Annotated in this window: 9 protein-coding genes; 3 read left to right on the plus strand and 6 right to left on the minus strand. The window is 72.5% G+C overall.

Annotation, left to right across the window (positions count from 1 at the left end; translation table 11 throughout):
- From ACIP8Z_RS36660 to ACIP8Z_RS36670, 3 genes are all read left to right on the plus strand, one after another.
- Positions 1-5431: amino acid adenylation domain-containing protein (locus tag ACIP8Z_RS36660; protein ID WP_402091163.1), on the plus strand; the 5431-nt coding region annotated here is incomplete at its 5' end.
- Between the two features lie 101 nt (positions 5432-5532).
- Entirely contained in the window at positions 5533-6696 is a 1164-nt protein-coding gene (locus tag ACIP8Z_RS36665; RefSeq protein WP_402091165.1) for a flavin-containing monooxygenase, read from the plus strand.
- Positions 6693-7127, plus strand: a complete 435-nt coding sequence (locus tag ACIP8Z_RS36670; RefSeq protein ID WP_402091167.1) for a hypothetical protein — start codon at positions 6693-6695, stop codon at positions 7125-7127. Before ACIP8Z_RS36665 ends, ACIP8Z_RS36670 begins: the two co-directional genes overlap by 4 nt.
- 83 nt (positions 7128-7210) lie before the next feature.
- Here ACIP8Z_RS36670 and ACIP8Z_RS36675 read toward each other — a convergent pair whose 3' ends face one another.
- The 6 genes from ACIP8Z_RS36675 to ACIP8Z_RS36700 form a co-directional block, all read right to left on the minus strand.
- Positions 7211-8893 (minus strand): long-chain fatty acid--CoA ligase, encoded by a 1683-nt coding sequence (locus ACIP8Z_RS36675; protein WP_402091170.1) that lies wholly within the window; start codon positions 8891-8893, stop codon positions 7211-7213.
- A gap of 123 nt (positions 8894-9016) precedes the next feature.
- Positions 9017-9571, minus strand: a complete 555-nt coding sequence (locus ACIP8Z_RS36680; RefSeq protein WP_402091172.1) for a hypothetical protein — start codon at positions 9569-9571, stop codon at positions 9017-9019.
- A 167-nt stretch (positions 9572-9738) separates the two neighbouring features.
- Entirely contained in the window at positions 9739-12678 is a 2940-nt protein-coding gene (locus ACIP8Z_RS36685; RefSeq protein WP_402091174.1) for an NHLP bacteriocin export ABC transporter permease/ATPase subunit, read from the minus strand.
- A 1-nt stretch (position 12679) separates the two neighbouring features.
- Positions 12680-14986, minus strand: coding sequence for an NHLP family bacteriocin export ABC transporter peptidase/permease/ATPase subunit (locus ACIP8Z_RS36690; protein ID WP_402091177.1), 2307 nt, complete (start codon positions 14984-14986; stop codon positions 12680-12682).
- 43 nt (positions 14987-15029) lie between these two features.
- The gene (locus ACIP8Z_RS36695) at positions 15030-15836 is read right to left on the minus strand and encodes an HlyD family efflux transporter periplasmic adaptor subunit (RefSeq protein ID WP_402091179.1); all 807 of its coding nucleotides are present in this window, start codon (positions 15834-15836) and stop codon (positions 15030-15032) included.
- Positions 15837-15965: 129 nt separating this feature from the next.
- A complete protein-coding gene (locus tag ACIP8Z_RS36700; protein WP_402091182.1) occupies positions 15966-16184 on the minus strand; it encodes a hypothetical protein in 219 nt (72 codons plus the stop codon).
- Between the last annotated feature and the right edge of the window lie 202 nt (positions 16185-16386).

Consider the following 16386-nt stretch of genomic DNA (forward strand, 5'->3'; position numbering starts at 1 on the left):
CGCCACCATCGACTGGCCCACACTCCTCCAGCCCTACCAGGCCCGCACCGTCGAACTCCCCCCCTACCCCTTCCAGCGCCAGCACTACTGGCTCGCACTCGAAGCTCCCGCGGCGGCGCCCAGCGCACCCCGTCCGGTGGCGCAGGCCGCCGAGTCGGCAAGCCTGCTGGGTGTGCGGCTCCCGTCGTCGCCGCTCGCGCAGGCGCAGTTCTCCCCGCCGCTCGACCCGTCGGCGCACCCCTGCCTCGGCGACTTCGTGGTCGGCGGGCGGCCGGTGGTCAGCGCCGGAGTGTTCGTGGAGTCGCTGATCGAGGCGGTCACCGAACTCGCCGGACCGGGACCGGTGTCCGTCCAGGACCTGGAACTCCCCGCCGATCTCGCGCTCGCACCGGCCGGTACCGAGCGCGCGGCTCAAATCATCGTGAACGGAGACCAGTTCAGCTACTACGCGCAGGACTCGGCCGGTGGATGGGAGCTGCACGCGCAGGCCCGGGCCCAGTCGGGCGCGGCGGCCGCGGCGACGGTGGCGCTCGCGGCGGGCGGGTCCGGCCGGGAGCTGACCGGCGACGAGCTGTACCGGCTGCTGTGGCAGCGCGCCCTCTACCTGGGCTCCGCCGCCCGCTGGGTGGAACGGATCAGGCTCGGCCGTAACGAGGCCACCGCCGAGATCCGGTCCGCCGTGCCCGGTGAGACCGAGGCGTACGTGATCCACCCCGGGCTCGTCGACGCGATGTTCCAGACCGCGCTGGCCTGCTTCCCTGCGGACGGCCCGGCCCTCGTGCCGGCCGGACTCGAACGCTTCGTCCACTACGACCGCGGCGGCCCCCAGGACGGGCTGCGATGTCACGCCGAACTGTTCGAAGGCGGCACCCGGGCCCGTATCCGGCTCGTCTCGGCCAACGGCCGGCTGGTGGCCGAGGCCGACGGCGTACGGTTCGTCCCCGCCCTGACCCGGCCGGTGACGGAGCCCGGGGCGCGCCAGGCCGTGGTGGCCCCGGCTGGCGTCACCACGACGGCCCCGGGTGTCGGCACCACGACGGCCCCGGCTCACGTCACCACGACGACCCCGGCCGCAGCGGACGAGGCGCCACCCGCCGTGGAGCCCGAGGCGGCGCGGACCCTCGTGACCCGGACCGTCGCCCGTGCCCTCGGGACGACGGCGGCCCGGCTCGACGCCCAGCAGTCGCTGCAGGCGCTCGGTCTGGACTCGCTGATCGCGATGAAGATCCGGACCTCGCTGAACAAGGAGTTCGACGTCCTGCTGCCGATGGCGGCGTTCCTCGAAGGCCGCACCACCGAGGACATCGCCGACGACATCCTGGCCGCCCTCGGCTCCGGCACGCAGAGCCACGAGGGTACGGAGGCGGAAGTCCCGCAGGCCGGCGGCGAAGTCCCCCAGAGCGACGGTGGAGCCGTCGTCGTCGAGGACGACTCCGAGGCCTACGAGCCGTTCGGTCTGACCGACCTCCAGCAGGCCTACCTCGTGGGCCGCGGCGACGCCTTCGAACTCGGCAACACCTCCACGTACTTCCAGATCGAGATCGACCTGGAGAACGTGGACCTGGACCGGCTCGGCGCGTCCTTCCGGGCGATGATCGAGCGCCACGACATGCTGCGGGCGGTCTTCACCGCCGAGGGCGAGCAGCGCATCCAGCGCGAGGTCCCGGCCTATGTGATCCGGGAGACCGACGCCTCCGCCCTGGACCCGGCCGAGCGCGAGGCCGAACTGGTCGCCGTGCACGAGGAGATGCGGCACCAGGTCTTCGACACCACGCGCTGGCCGCTGTTCGACGTGCGGGTGACCCGCGTCGACGAGCGGGTGATCCGGCTGCACGCCGGCTTCGACGCCCTGATCATCGACGGTTTCAGCACGTCGATCCTGTTCAAGGAGTGGGCGGCGCACTACCGCGGTGAGGCGCTGCCCGAACTGCGGCTGCGCTACCGGGACTACGTCAGGGAGGCCCGCGCCCTGGAGGCCGGACCCGAGTACGACCGGGCGCTCGCCTACTGGCGTGACCGGCTCGACACCCTGCCGCCCGCGCCCCAGCTGCCTCTGGCGGTCGACCCGTCGAGCCTGGACCGGCCGGTGTTCAACCACCGTGGCGCGACCCTGGCCAAGGAGGACTGGGACCGGTTCAAGCAGCACGCCGCGGCGGCCGGGGTCAGCCCGTCGGCGGCGCTGTGCACCGCGTACGCGCAGGTCATCGCGGAGTGGAGCGCCACTCCCGACTTCTCCCTGAACCTGCTCTACTTCAACCGGCTGCCGCTGCACCCGCAGGTCGGTGATGTCATCGGTCAGTTCTCCACGACGCTGATGCTGGAGATCCGCGACGTGGCGACCGACTCGTTCGCCACCCGAGCCTCCGCGGTCCAGAGCCGGCTGTGGAGCGACATGGAGCACAGCCAGGTCAGCGGTGTGCAGGTGCTCCGGGAGCTGAACCGGGCGCGTGGCGCCTCGGTGCGGGCCGCCGCACCGGTCGTCTTCACCAGCCTGGTGAACATGGCCGGTCAGCAGGACGGCGAGCGCGGTGGCGTCGTGCGGCACCTCGCCGGGATCGGTGAGAACGGCCGCCAGGTGAGCAGCTCGGTCCGCACCCCGCAGGTGTGGCTCGACCACCAGGCGGTCGAGGAGGCCGGTGAACTCCTCCTGAACTGGGACGTGATCGAGGAGCTGTTCCCGGCGGGCTGCATCGACGCGATGTTCGCGGCCTACCAGCGGACGCTGCGCGATCTGTCCCGTGACGCGGCGGCCTGGCAGCGGCCCAGGCCGGCCCTCGCACCCGTCGCCGACCTGGAGGTACGGGCCGAGGCCAACGCCACCGACGGGCCGGTGCCCGACGGGCTGCTGCACGACGCCGTGCTCGCCCGGGCGGCGGAGACGCCCGACGCGCCCGCGGTCATCACCGGGTCGCTGACCCTGACGTACGCGGATCTGGAGCGCAGGTCCCACCAGGTGGGTCACCGGCTGCGCGCGCTGGGGGCCGGCCCCGGTGACCTGGTCGGCATCGTCATGGACAAGGGCTGGGAGCAGGTCGTCGCGGCGCTCGGCATCCTGCGGGCGGGTGCGGCGTACGTGCCGATCGACGCCCGGGTGCCCGCCGAGCGGCTGCATGTGCTGCTGGACAGCGCCGGGATCAGCCGGGTGGTCACCCAGCCGTGGGTGGACGACATCGCCGACTGGCCGCAGGACGTGGCCAGGACCGTGGTGCGGGCCGACGAAGGGGCCGGCGAGCAGGGCGACGGCGCGGGCCGGGAACCGGGCGACGAGCTCGAACCCCTCGGGCCGTCCGGGGCCAAGCCCACCGACCTCGCCTATGTGATCTTCACATCGGGCTCCACCGGGCTGCCCAAGGGCGTGATGATCGAGCACGGCGCGGCCCTGAACACGATCGTCGACGTCAACGAGCGATATCGCGTCACCGCGGCGGACCGGGCCCTCGGACTGTCCGCGATGCACTTCGACCTGTCGGTCTACGACGTGTTCGGACTGCTGTCCGCGGGCGGCGCCCTGGTGCTGCCCGAGCCGTCGGCGCACCGCGAGCCCGCCCGCTGGGCGGAGCTCGTCACCGAGCACGGGGTGACGATCTGGAACAGCGTGCCCGCGCTGATGGAGATGTTCACCGAGCACGCCCTCGCGAACCGGCTCACCGGGCTGCCGCTGCGGCTGGTCATGATGAGCGGGGACTGGATCCCGGTGACCCTGCCGGGCCGGATCCGGCTGCTCCTGGAGGACGCCGAGCTGTGGAGCATGGGCGGCGCCACCGAGGCGTCGATCTGGTCGATCCTGCACCCCATCGGGGAGGTCAACGAGGACTGCGTGAGCATCCCCTACGGCAAGGCGATGCGTAACCAGCGCTTCCACGTGCTCGACGCCGCGATGCGGCCGTGCCCGGTGTGGGTGCCCGGCGACCTGTACATCGCCGGGGTCGGGCTGGCCCGCGGGTATCTGAACGACGAGGCCAAGACCAGCGCCGCCTTCCTGCACCACCCGGTCACCGGTGAGCGGCTCTACCGCACCGGCGACCTGGGGCGCTTCCTGCCGGACGGCACCATCGAGTTCCTCGGCCGGCAGGACTCGCAGGTCAAGATCCAGGGCTACCGCATCGAGCTGGGCGAGGTGGAGGCCGCTCTCACCCAGTGCGAGGGCGTACGGGCCGCCGCGGTCGTCGCGGCGGGCGAGCAGCACGGCCCCAAGCGGCTGATCGCGTACGTCGTCCTGGACGACGGGCGCGACGACACCGAGCAGCGGATCACCGAGTCGCTGCGCAAGGTGGTGCCGCAGCACCTGGTGCCGCAGCGCATCCTCGTCCTGGACGAGCTGCCGCTCAGCGACAACGGCAAGGTCAATCGGGCGGCGCTGCCCGCACCCGACGAGGTCGCCGTCGAGGGCGCCGGCTTCGTCGCCCCCCGTGACGAGGTGGAACGCCGACTCGCGGACATCTGGGCGGAGTTCTTCGGTGTCACCGAGGTCGGGGTGACGGCGAGCTTCTTCGACCTCGGCGGGGACTCGCTGCTCGCGGTGCGTCTGATGGCCAGGATCGCCCGCGGTCTGGGCCGCAGCCTGCCGCTGTCCAGCCTCTTCGCCCGGCCGACGATCGAGCTGCTCGCCCAGGCGGTACGGGAGGCCGGCAGCGTCGAGGACGGCCGCCGGGCGCTGGTGCCGGTGCGCACCACGGGCTGGCGGACGCCGCTGGTGTTCGTCCACCCGGTCGGCGGTGATGTGCTCTGCTACGCGGAGCTCGCCGAACTCCTGGGCCACGACCAGCCGTTCTACGCGCTGCAGCTCCCGGACACGGAGCTGTTGAGCGTCGAGGACATGGCCGCCCACTATGTCGCCGCGGTGCGTGAGGCGCTGCCCGACGGCCCGTACCGGGTCGGCGGCTGGTCGATGGGTGGTGTCATCGCCCTGGAGATGGCGGCCCAGCTGACCGCGGCGGGGGCCGAGGTGGAGCTGCTCGCCGTGGTCGACCTGATGGAGCGGCCCGGACCGGCCGAGGGCGCGCCGGTCTCCGACGAGGTGCTGCTGTCCTGGTTCGCCCGGGACCTGGCGGGCCTCGCCGGGGTGGAGTGGGAGCTGCCGGCCGAGGCGTTCGACGGCCGTCCGCCGGTGGAGGTGCTGCACGCCGAGGCGCGTGCGGCGGGGGCGTTGTCCGAGGACATCGACCTCGACACGCTGAGTTCCATCGTCGGCCGGTTCCAGAGCAACTACCGTGCCCTGCTGCGGTACGCGCCCAGCTCCTTCGCCGGCCGGGTGCTGTCGCTGCGGGCGGCGGACGGCGGCGCGTCCGTCGAGACCGCGTCCCGCTGGATGGAGTACTTCCCCGGCGACGCCGCCCTCGTCGACGTACCGGGCGACCACTACACGGTGATGCGCGGTGAGCGGCTGCGGGTCCTGGCGGACGAGCTGAGCCGGGCTCTCGACGCCCACTGAACCGTCCCGGCCGGGCCGCCCCTCCGGCGGCCCGGCCGGTCCACCCCGGGCCGGTCCTTCGGGTTCCACGGGTCCAGGTCCAAGAAGTGAGGACAATCGGTATGGGAATTGATCAGGCCGACCCGGTACGCCGGGAGGCCGGTGAGCGGACGAGCGCGCTGCCGGCCACCGTGCCGGTCGCCGTCGTCGGAGCGGGCCAGTCGGGGCTCGCCGTCGGGTACCACCTCCGGCAGGCCGGCGTGGAGTGCGTGCTGCTCGACGCGGGCGGCGCGGTCGGCGAGACGTGGGAACGGCGCTGGGACTCGCTGACGCTGTTCACGTCCGCGCAGTTCTCGGGGCTGCCGGGCCGGCCCTTCCCCGGCGACGGCAGGCATTACCCCGGCAAGGACGAGGTGGTGGCGTATCTGCGGGACTACGCCGAGCGGTTCGACCTGCCGGTGCTGCCGGACCACCGGGTGCTGTCGGTACGCAGGGACGGCGACGGCTATCTGCTGAGCACGACGCACGGCGACTGCCGGGCCGGGCAGGTCGTGATCGCGACCGGGGCGTTCGGCATACCCCGTCTTCCGGAGTTCGCCGCCGCGCTGAGCCCGGAGGTGCCCACCCTGCACACCACCGAGTACCGGAGCCCCGCGCAGGTGGCGCCGGGGACCGTGGTGGTCGTCGGCGACGGCAACTCCGGCCGGCAGATCGCCGCCGAGCTGTCCGCGACCCACGACGTGGTGCTCAGCTGCAGCGAGGCCGTCTCACCGCCGCTGCCGCAGACGGTCGTCGGCCGGGACATGTTCTGGTGGATGAGCGTCCTCGGGGTGATGCGGCTGCCCGTGAGCATGCAGGCGCCCGATCCGGTCGTCGGCGACCGGGTGCCGGAGCTCGTCGCGGCGGGCGGGATCCGGACCGTGGGCCGGATCACGGCGGCCGACGGCGCCGAGCTCCTGGTCGCGGACGGCGAGCGCGTGAAGCCGTCGACGGTGATCTGGGCGACCGGCTTCCGTACCGACTGGAGCTGGCTCGACCCGGAGATGCTCGACGCCGACGGGCAGCCGCGGCACACCGAGGGCACGGGGGCCGTGCCCGGCAGCCACTACGTGGGGCTGTACCGGATGCGGACCCGCGGCTCGGCGCTGATCGGCTTCGTCGGCCGTGACGCCGAGCATGTCGCGACGGCGCTCGTCGCCGCCGCCCGGGGCAAGGACACCACGACCGCTCCGTCCACTCCGACCACTCCGACCACTCCGACCACGACAGAAGGCCGGCCGTCATGACCAGTGCCATCTCCACCGAACTCGATGTGCTGGGGGCGCTGCTGGCGTTCGACTTCATCGGGTTCGCCCAGAAGTCGGCCGCTCTCGACCCCACCGAGCCGCGGTACGGACAGGCGGTCGGCGTCGCCTTCGGGATCGCGGCCCGCCGTCGCTTCCCGGAGGGCGCGACGCCGCCGGAGATCAGCGGTTACGTCGCGGAGGTCCTCGGCTCGCTGGACGCCGGCGCGGAGGACTTCGACCCGGTCTTCCTCGAAGGGCTGGTCGCCGCCGGACTCGACGGGGGTGCGGCGCCCGGCGGTGAGCACCCGGACCCCGAGACGACGATCCAGGCCCGGCTCGTGCTGACGCTCCGGCTGGTGAGGGAGCTGGGGCTCGACGCCGGCCAGCAGCGGGAGCTGCTGGCCGAGACGGCGGACCGGCTGGCGGCCTGAGGCCGGCGGACCGGCGACGGCTGAGGGAGCGGCGATCCGGACGGTCCTGGTGCTCCAGGGCGTCCGGGGCGCCGCTCCGTCGTTCACTCCCGGGGCGCGCCGGGCCCCGCGGGCGTCTGCGCGTCGGAGTCACCGGGGCCCGGGAGCCAGACGTCCAGCGACCCTTCGGCGTACAGGGTGCGTACGGCCCGCTTGTCGTACTTGCCGACGCTGGTCTTGGGCACCGCGTCCACGAACGACCAGCGCTCCGGCACCCACCAGCGTGCCACCCGCCCGGCCAGGAACTCCCGCAGCTCGTCCCCGCCGGCCTCGGCGCCCGGCGCCAACGACACGCAGGCCAGGGGGCGTTCCTCCCAGCGCGGGTCGGGGACCCCGACCACGACGGCTTCCAGGACGGCGGGGTGCTCGATGATCGCGTTCTCCAGCTCGATGGTGGAGATCCACTCGCCGCCGCTCTTGATGCCGTCCTTGAGGCGGTCGCTCACCACCACCCAGCCGCCGGGCTCGATCACGCCCAGGTCGCCGGTGCGCAGCCAGCCGTCGTGGAACTTCTCCGGGGAGTCGGGGGTGTTGTAGTACGAGCCGGTGACCCAGGGCCCGCGCAGCTCCAGTTCGCCCACCGAGGTTCCGTCCCAGGGCTGTTCGGTGCCGTCCTCGGCGATCAGCCGTACGTCGACGTAGGGCATCACCCGGCCGCTCTTGGCCAGCCAGCCGACCTCCTCCTCGTCGGGGGTGCCGTACGGGGGGACGGCGAAGGTGGCGAGGGGGCTGGTCTCGGTGAGTCCCCAGCCCTGCGTGAGGCGGACCCCGTAGCGGTCCTTGAGCTGCTGCAGCAGGGCGCGCGGCGGGGTCGCGCCGCCGCAGCCCGCGAGCCGTACGCTGCTGAGGTCGAGCGGGTGCTGTTCGCCGTGGTGGACCAGGCTGTTCCAGATCGTGCAGATCGCGGCCACCGCGGTGGGCCGCTCCTCGTTGATGATGCGGACCAGGTCCGGGGTGTGCAGCTGCCGGCCGTTCATGATCAGGTCGGAGCCGGCGAGCCAGGCGGAGTACGGCCAGCCCCAGGCGTTGGCGTGGAACATCGGCACGATCGGGAGGACGCGGTCGCCGTCGTGCATCGCGAAGCCGGAGCCGCCCGAGACGCCGAGGGTGTGCAGGGAGATCGAGCGGTGGCTGTAGGCCACGCCCTTGGGGTCCCCGGTGGTGCCGGTGGTGTAGCAGAGCGCGGCCGCCTCCCGCTCGTCCAGGTCGGGCCAGACGTAGCCGGGCCGCTCGGCCGCGAGGAGGTCGTCCCAGCGGTGCACGGCGATGTGCCCGGGCAGGTCGACCTCCGGCGCGTCGCCGATGACGACCACGTGGCGCACACTGCCGAGCCGGTCCCGCAGGGGGGTGAGCATGTCCTGGAGGGTCGAGTCGACCAGGAGGACGGAGTCCTCCGCGTGCTCGACGATGTAGCCCAACTGGTCGGGGTGGAGGCGGAGGTTGAGGGTGTGCAGCACGGCGCCCATGCTCGGTACGGCGAGATAGGCCACCAGGTGTTCTGGGGTGTTCCAGGCGAGCGTGGCGACGCGCTCGCCGATCCGCACGCCCAACCCGGACAGTGCGGCGGCGAGTTGCTCGGCCTGGGCGGCGATGTCGGCGAAGGTCTGTAAGGACCGTTCGTTCTGGGCGTCGGCACATCGGATCACCCGGCTGTCCGCGTGGACGCGTTGCCCGTGGGCGAGGAGGTCACGGACGAGCAGCTCGCGGTCCTGCATCGTGCTCTTCATGGTGCGGCCCCTTGGAGGTTGCGCCGTCAGAAGGGCGGAGCCGGCCCCTGGGGGGAGCCGGCTCCGGTGGCGGTCGACGGCGACGTGCCGTCGACCGCCCCTGTGTTGTGGCCCCGGTCGGGGTCAGCCCGTGAAGAAGATGTCCCCCAGCATCTTGGAGGTGACGTGGTCGTGGTCCAGCAGGTTGACCCGGGCGTTCATCTTGCCGCTGCCGGTCGCGAACGCGAAGTTGCCGGTCCCTCCGGTGATCTGGAACGTACCGGTCGGGTAGACCAGGGTGTCCGCGGTCAGCGGCGCGGTGAGCTGGTACGTGAGGGTGAGCTGGTCGCCGTCGCTCTCCGTGATGGTCGCCGTCCCCTTGATGTCGTACTTGCCGGGGATGGTCGCCGTACACACCACCTCGGTCTGCGTCCACGTCCCGCCGGTGGTGGGCTTGCCGGTGGCGGTTCCCGTGCCGGTCACGTTGTAGCCGTTGCAGCCCACGGTGTCGGGGTGCGTGGTCGCGACCACGGCGAAGTTCGCGGTGCTGTTGACCGGCGGGTCGTAGGCCACGACGGTCGCGGCCGCGCGGTCCGTCTCGGCCGCGAACGAGGCGCCGGCCGTGCCGCCGGTTATCAGTACCGCCGTGGCCGCAATGCCTGCCGTACGCGCCAGCCACATGTGAGCGGTTCTCTTCATCTTCTCCCCCGGAATGATGCGGAATGTGCTCAACTGCGCCTATATGAAGGCCTGTTGGGGACAGCTTCCCTGATCGAAAGCCCTTCCGTCGAGGCATTCCGGCTTTTCCGTCCGGGAGGCTCGGATTCCGAAACATGCCCTCTCCATCCATCCGCGCGGGGAGCCCATCAGCCGAGCTGGCGGCGTACGAGCGCGTGGAACGGACCGCTCGTGTCGGCGAGCAGTTCGGCCGGCGGTCCCTGCTGGGCGACCCGGCCGTCCGCCATGACGATCACCCGGTCGGCGTCCATGATCGTGGACAGCCGGTGGGCGATCACGACACGCGTGGCGCGCAGCGCGCGCGTGGACTCGATGACGACGCGCTGGGCCTCGTTGTCCAGGGCGCTGGTGGCCTCGTCCAGGAAGAGGACCCGCGGCTTGCGGATGAGGGCCTGGGCGATCATCAGCCGCTGACGCTGGCCGCCGGAGACCGTGCCGCCGCCGTCGGACAGCATGGTGTGCATGCCCATGGGCATGGCCTTGATGTCCTCGGCCAGACCGGCCATCGCGGCCGCCTCCCATGCCTCCTCCGGCGCGTACGGCTCCGCCCCGCGGATGCAGTCGAGGATCGAGCCGGAGAACGGCTGCGCGTTCTGCAGGACGACGCCGCACTGTCGGCGTACGGCCGCCCGGTCGAGCGCCGCCAGATCCTGACCGTCGTACAGCACACTGCCCGCGACCGGCCTGTCGAAGCCGATGAGCAGGCGGAGCAGGGTCGACTTGCCGCAGCCGCTGGCCCCGACGATCGCGACGAACTCGCCGGGCCGCACCTGCACCGACACGTCGTCCAGGACGAGCGGGCCGTCGTCGGTGTACCGGTAGGACAGGTTCTTCGCCTCGACGGCCCCGCTCAGCACCCCCGGCCGGGTACTGGAGCCGCGCACCTCGGGGGTCTCCCGGAAGACCGGCCCGATCTGCTCGAACATCGGCTGCACGGCGGCGGCCGAGATGAGCGCGCCGGTCAGCTGGGTGACCGAGGACAGCAGGATCGTCACGGCCGTGCTGAAGGTGAGGAACTCGGCGGCGGACATGCTGCCCCGGGCCGGTCCCGCGAGCAGCATGAACATCACCAGCATGCACAGCGGCGAGCAGACCGCGTTGAGGACGGTGATGGCGTTCTTGATCCGGCCGATCCGCTGCTGGAGCTCCCGGGTGCGGGCGAACTCCCGCGCCCAGGCGGCGTAGGCGAAGCTCTCGGCGGCGGCCACGCGCAGCTTGGGCAGCCCGCGCAGGGTCTGGAACGCCTGGTTGTTGAGCTTGTTGCCGAGCGTGAGCAGCCGCCGCTGGTAGCGCAGTTGCCACAGTCCGAGCCCCAGGAAGAGGGCGGCGATGACGAACAGCATGGCGAGCGCGGCCAGGGCCAGGGGCACGCTGTAGAAGAGCAGCAGGACGAGGTTCATCGTGCCGACGGTGCTCGCCTGCAGACAGACCGAGCCGATGCCGGAGAGCACGCTGCGGATGGCGCTGACCCCCATCGCCGCGCTCGCCAGCTCTCCGGTGGAACTGCCGGCGAAGAACGTCACCGGCAGCCTCAACAACCGGTCCCAGACAGCCGGTTGCAGGGTGGCCTCGATACGGCCCTCGATCCGCAGGATCGCGATGTTCTGCAGCAGCATGAAGGCGGCCGAGACGACACTCGCCGCGACGAGCGCGAGCGCCGTCTGCACGATGAGGCTGTCCTCGGCGCGCGGTACGTACTCGCCGAGGACCTTCCCGGTGGCGATGGGGACGAGCGCGCCGAGGCCGACCGCGACCAGACCGCCGACGAAGAGGCCGCGCAGGTCCCCGCCGTTCCCCCGCAGGCTGAACCGGAGCAGCCGCGGCAGGCTCGGCCTCCCGTCGGGCAGCGGTCGGTAGAACATGACGGCGCCGGGTTCGAAGGAACCCTCGTCGGCGGCGCCCACCCGCTCCCGGGTGCCGGTGGCGGGGTCGACGGCCTCGTAGCCGCCGCGCCGCCACAGCAGGGCGACGGGTGCGCCGTCCCGCTCCCGCCTGCCCACCAGGGGTCCGCTGTTCTCGCGCCACCAGCGGCCGTGGAGGCTGACGACCCGGGTGCGGATCCGTGAGGCGAGCGCGATGCGTTCGACGGGGTCGGTCCGCCCGGCGTCGGCCCCGGTCCCGACCGGCTCCGACAGGGTGATGCCCGCCTCGCGGGCCACCAGCCGGCAGACGGCGAAGGCCGCGTCGTCGCCCCCGCCGCGCCCGGACGCCCCGCGCGACCGGCCGCCGGGGCGGCCGATGGAGGCGAGCAGGGCCTGGTCGGCCTGGGTCCGGGCGGCCTCACCGGCCTCGATGCCGGCCGCCGTGCGGTCCTCGTGGGCGCGCTCGACCTGCTCGATCCAGTGGTCCAGGGCGTACAGCAGCCGGTACTGCTGGTCGACCATGCCCTGCCACATCGCCCCGTCGACGAGGAGCGCGGCCGCGGTGTCGTACCCGTCGTACCCCTCGTACACGGCGCCGTACCGGACGCTGCCCGGGGTGATCTGCATCCACAGGACGTCGTCGTCGGCCGCGCCCGGGCCGGCGGTGGCACGGCTCTCCAGAGGTGCCTGGTAGAGGACGCGCAGTCCGCGCCCGATGCCGAGCGCGAAGGCGTTCTCCAGGGGGCTCAACGGCACCTCGGCGACGCCGTACTCCCCCGGTCCGTACGCCTCCGGCCCGAACCGGCCCTGCCCGTACGGGTCGTAGCCGTACTCCCCGTGGCCGTACTCCCCCTGTCCGTAGTCCCCGTGGCCGTACTCCCCCTGTCCGTACGGCTGCAGCTCGCGCAGTTCGATGCGGCGCAGCAGGCAGCCCTGCAGGGGGCGGCCGATCAGGGTGTGGCCGGGGCCCTCGGCCGGGCCGAGCAGCAGCGTGCCCGGTGCCAGGCGGCCCAGGAAGTGCCAGTGGCCCTCCTGCGCCGCGTCGATCGCGAACAGGTCGAGTTCTCCCTCGACGACGAGCCACAGCACGAGCGGCCCTTCCAGGGACAGGCTGCGCGTGCCCGTGCAGTCGAGGGGCGTGCCGAGCCCGCCCAGGGCGGCCACGACCGGGTCCACGGCGACGGGTGCGGGGTGGGGGGACGTCACCTCAGTGCTCCTTGACCAGTTCGGCGTACGCGCCCCGCGCCGCGAGCAGCCGCTCGTGCCGCCCGCGCTCGACGACGGTGCCCCGCTCCAGGACGACGATCTCGTCGCTGTCGCGGACGGTGCTCAGCCGGTGGGCGATGACCACACAGGCGCAGCCCCGGCGCCGCAGGTTGTCGATGACGAGACGCTCGGTCGCCGCGTCCAGGGCGCTGGTCACCTCGTCGAGGACCATGACACTGGGACGACGCACCAACGCCCGCGCGATCTCCAGGCGTTGGCGCTGGCCGCCGGAGAAGTTGCGGCCGTCCTGCTCGACCCGGCTGTGGATGCCGCCGGGGCGGCGCGCGATCACCTCGTACACGGCGGCGTCCTGGAGGGCGGCCACGACGGCCTCGTCGGGGATGGACGGGTCCCAGAGGGCGACGTTGTCGCGGACGGTGCCCTCGAAGAGGAAGACGTCCTGGTCGACGAAGGAGACGGAGGCGGCGAGCGCGCCGCGCGGGATGTCCTCCAACCGCATGCCGTCGATGCGGATGGTGCCCTCCCAGGGGGCGTAGAGCCCGGAGATCAGCCGCGAGACGGTGGACTTGCCGCTGCCGGAGCCGCCGACGAGCGCGACCTGCTGCCCGGGGCCGACCGAGAGCGAGAAGTCCTTCAGGAGCGGGGCGTCCAGCGGGCTGTAGCCGAAGGTGATCCCGTCGAGCACCACATGGCCCTTGAGGCGCCGGGTGGCGGCGGGCGGCTCGCGCCGTGAGTAGATCGGGTCGACGGGGAAGTTCTCGACGTCCTTGAGCCGGGCGACGTCGGCCGCGAAGTCCTGGACGCGGCCGGCCACGCCGTTGAGGCGGGTGATCGGCGTGGTGAAGCTGGTGATGAGGGCCTGGAAGGCGACGAGGAGGCCGACGGAGAGGTGCCCCTCCACCGCGCGCAGGCCGCCGATCATCAGGATCAGCGCGCTGTTGAGCGCGGCGAGGGTCGGGGCGACGATCGCCAGCCACATGCTGGGCACGCCGAGCCGCTGCCGCACGTCGAGGGTGACGGCGTGCTGGCCCGCCCAGCGGCGGAAGAAGCCGTCCTCGCCGCCGGTGGCCTTCATCGTCTCGATGAGCTGCAGGCCGCTGTACGAGGTGTTGGTCAGCCGGGCGCTCTCGGCGCGGAGTTTCTGGGTGTCGGTGGCCCTCACGTGGATCACGATCCGCATGGCCACGACGTTGAGCAGCGCGATGCCGATGCCGACGACCGTCAGCTGCGGGTCGTAGGTCCAGAGCAGCACCGCGTAGAGGACCACGACCACGGCGTCCACGCCGGCGGCGGCGAGGTCCCGTGCCAGGGTCTCGGCGACCGCGTCGTTGGACTGCAGGCGCTGGACCAGGTCGGCGGGGTTGCGCTGGGAGAAGAAGGTGACGGGAAGGCGGAGCAGATGCCGCAGGAAGCGGGCGCTGCCGAGCGTGGAGGAGATGATGCGGCCGCGCAGCAGGTTGGACTGCTGGAGGAGGGTGAGCACGGCCGTGAGCAGCAGGGCCGCCGCCATCGACGCGAAGAGCACGCCGAGCAGTGAGGTCTGCTCGCCGATCAGGAACATGTCGATGTACGTACGGCTCAGCGCGGGTATCGCGGCGCCGACCACGACGAGGAGGAGGCTGGCGAGCACGGCGGCGAGGAGGGTGCCCGAGGTGCCGCGCAGGCGGGCGGGCATCGCACCCATGACGCCGGGCTTCCGCCCGGTGCGGCGGAAGCCCTCGCCGGGCTCGAAGGTGAGCACGACGCCGGTGAAACTGGTGTCGAACTCGTCCATGGGCACGAAGCGCCGGCCCTTGGCCGGGTCGTTGATGTGGACGCCGCGGCGGCCGAGGCGGCGGCCGACGCCCTCGTAGACGACGTAGTGGTTGAACTCCCAGAAGAGGATGGCCGGCGGCCCCACTCCGGCGAGCGCGGCCAGGTCCATCTGCATGCCCTTGGCCTTGAGGCCGTAACGGCGGGCCGCCTTGAGGAGGTTGCTGGCGCGGGATCCGTCGCGGGAGACGCCGCAGGCGATGCGGAGCTCCTCCAGGGCGACGAACCGGCCGTAGTGGCCGAGCACCATGGCGAGCGCGGCGGCGCCGCACTCCACCGCCTCCATCTGCAGCACGGTGGGGGTGCGTACGGGGCGGGGCGTACGGCCCTTCGGGACGGTCCCGCGGCGCCGGGGGCTTCGGCCGGCCGGCTCGGGGCGGCGGCGCCGGCTGCCGCCCTGCGGCGCGGGGCGGTGCCGCCGGCGCCCGGCGGGCGGGAGCTGGGGGGTCTGGGTCGTGTCGGGCGACGCGGTCACGGGTGCGGCCAATCGGGCTGGGGGGTCGTGTCGGGCGACGCGGTCACGGGAGCAGCCAGTCGACGGGGCGCTGCGCGGCGAGGTGGACGGTTCCGGTGACGGGCGTCGTGGAGTCGAGGGCGTACGGGGGCCCGTCGGCCGAGGACCACCGGTAGCCGGACGGGGTCGCGGCCGAGCGCTCCAGCTGGACGAGCACCGCGACGGGGTTGCCGTTCCGGGCGAACTGCGCGGCGAGCCTGCTGTCGCCGAGGAAGCCGCTGATCTGGGCCGGTGTCTGGGGGGCGCGGCCGACCGCCGTGACCCGGCCGCGGAGCACACCGAACCGCTGCTGGGGCGCGGACTGGACGCCGAGGTCGACCTGGGCGCCGACGGGGATCGCCGCGCCGCTGCCGCCGGGCACGTAGAGCATGGCCACGAGCGGGTCGTCCGGGTTCCTCACCCGTTCCACGGTCGCCACGTCGGCGCCGGTGGTGACGACGAGACCGGTCTTGGCGAGGAGGGCCGTCACCCGCCCTCCTTCGACCGCACGGACGTCCCGGTCGCCCTGTGGCGTCCGGACCGTGAGCAGGGGCGCGCCCGGGGACACCAGCTGCCCCTCCTCGGCGCGGACGGCGGTGACCTGTCCCGCGTACGGGCTCTGCAGGAGGTAGCCGCCCTCGGGGCGGGTGAGGACGCCGGGTGCGCTCAGCTTGGAGGACACGGATCCGGTGAAGGCCCAGAACGTCGCGGCGGCCATCACGACGACGGTGACGGCGAGGACGAGCCGGCCCTGCGGGCGGGCGAACCGTACCGGCAGGTCGAGTTCTTCGGGCGATTGCAGCTTGGAAAGCGCCTTCTGACGGAACTGCACGGACTCTTCCTTCGACTGCATTCTTCACGGGCTGCCGAATTGACCGGCGGAAGCCCGCCCTTCAGGGGCGGGAAGGGCAGCCGTGAACCCCGGAACGGGAATGCGTTCCGGGGTTCACGGATATATCGCTCAGAGACCGGCGATACCGACGTTGACACCGGCGAGGCCCGTGACGACGCCCGGCAGGGACTGCACGCCCTGGACGGTCTGGAGCGAGGTCACGGTGCCGAGGACGGTGCTGACGTCGCCGACCACGGCGCCGGCGAGGCCGCCGGAGATGGCGAGGCCGCCGGAAACGGCGTCAAGGTCGGCGTCGGCGATCTCACGGGTCTCGATGTCGTTACGCATGTGTGCGCACCCTTCAATTCAAGTGAATGTTTTTACCCGGCCGGAATCAAGCACCGTTCGGCGGTGGCCGCGATGTGCAGATGTAAGCACGCGAACGGGTTGCCCGGCCAACCGAGTTGAGGTGCCGCGGCACACGAATTCATCACCGGATCGAAGGGCGCTTCGATCTATTTGGCAGATCGCCAGGAGATCGCCACAGGTT

The sequence above is a fragment of the Streptomyces sp. NPDC088553 genome (assembly GCF_044752965.1).
Classification (GTDB): domain Bacteria; phylum Actinomycetota; class Actinomycetes; order Streptomycetales; family Streptomycetaceae; genus Streptomyces.

What these genes read in the sequence shown, in the direction of transcription:
- ACIP8Z_RS36700 (WP_402091182.1), bottom strand. Translation starts at nt 16,184, where the DNA reads ATGCGTAACGACATCGAGACCCGTGAGATCGCCGACGCCGACCTTGAC.
- ACIP8Z_RS36680 (WP_402091172.1), bottom strand. Translation starts at nt 9,571, where the DNA reads ATGAAGAGAACCGCTCACATGTGGCTGGCGCGTACGGCAGGCATTGCG.
- ACIP8Z_RS36665 (WP_402091165.1), top strand. Translation starts at nt 5,533, where the DNA reads ATGGGAATTGATCAGGCCGACCCGGTACGCCGGGAGGCCGGTGAGCGG.
- ACIP8Z_RS36670 (WP_402091167.1), top strand. Translation starts at nt 6,693, where the DNA reads ATGACCAGTGCCATCTCCACCGAACTCGATGTGCTGGGGGCGCTGCTG.
- ACIP8Z_RS36675 (WP_402091170.1), bottom strand. Translation starts at nt 8,893, where the DNA reads ATGAAGAGCACGATGCAGGACCGCGAGCTGCTCGTCCGTGACCTCCTC.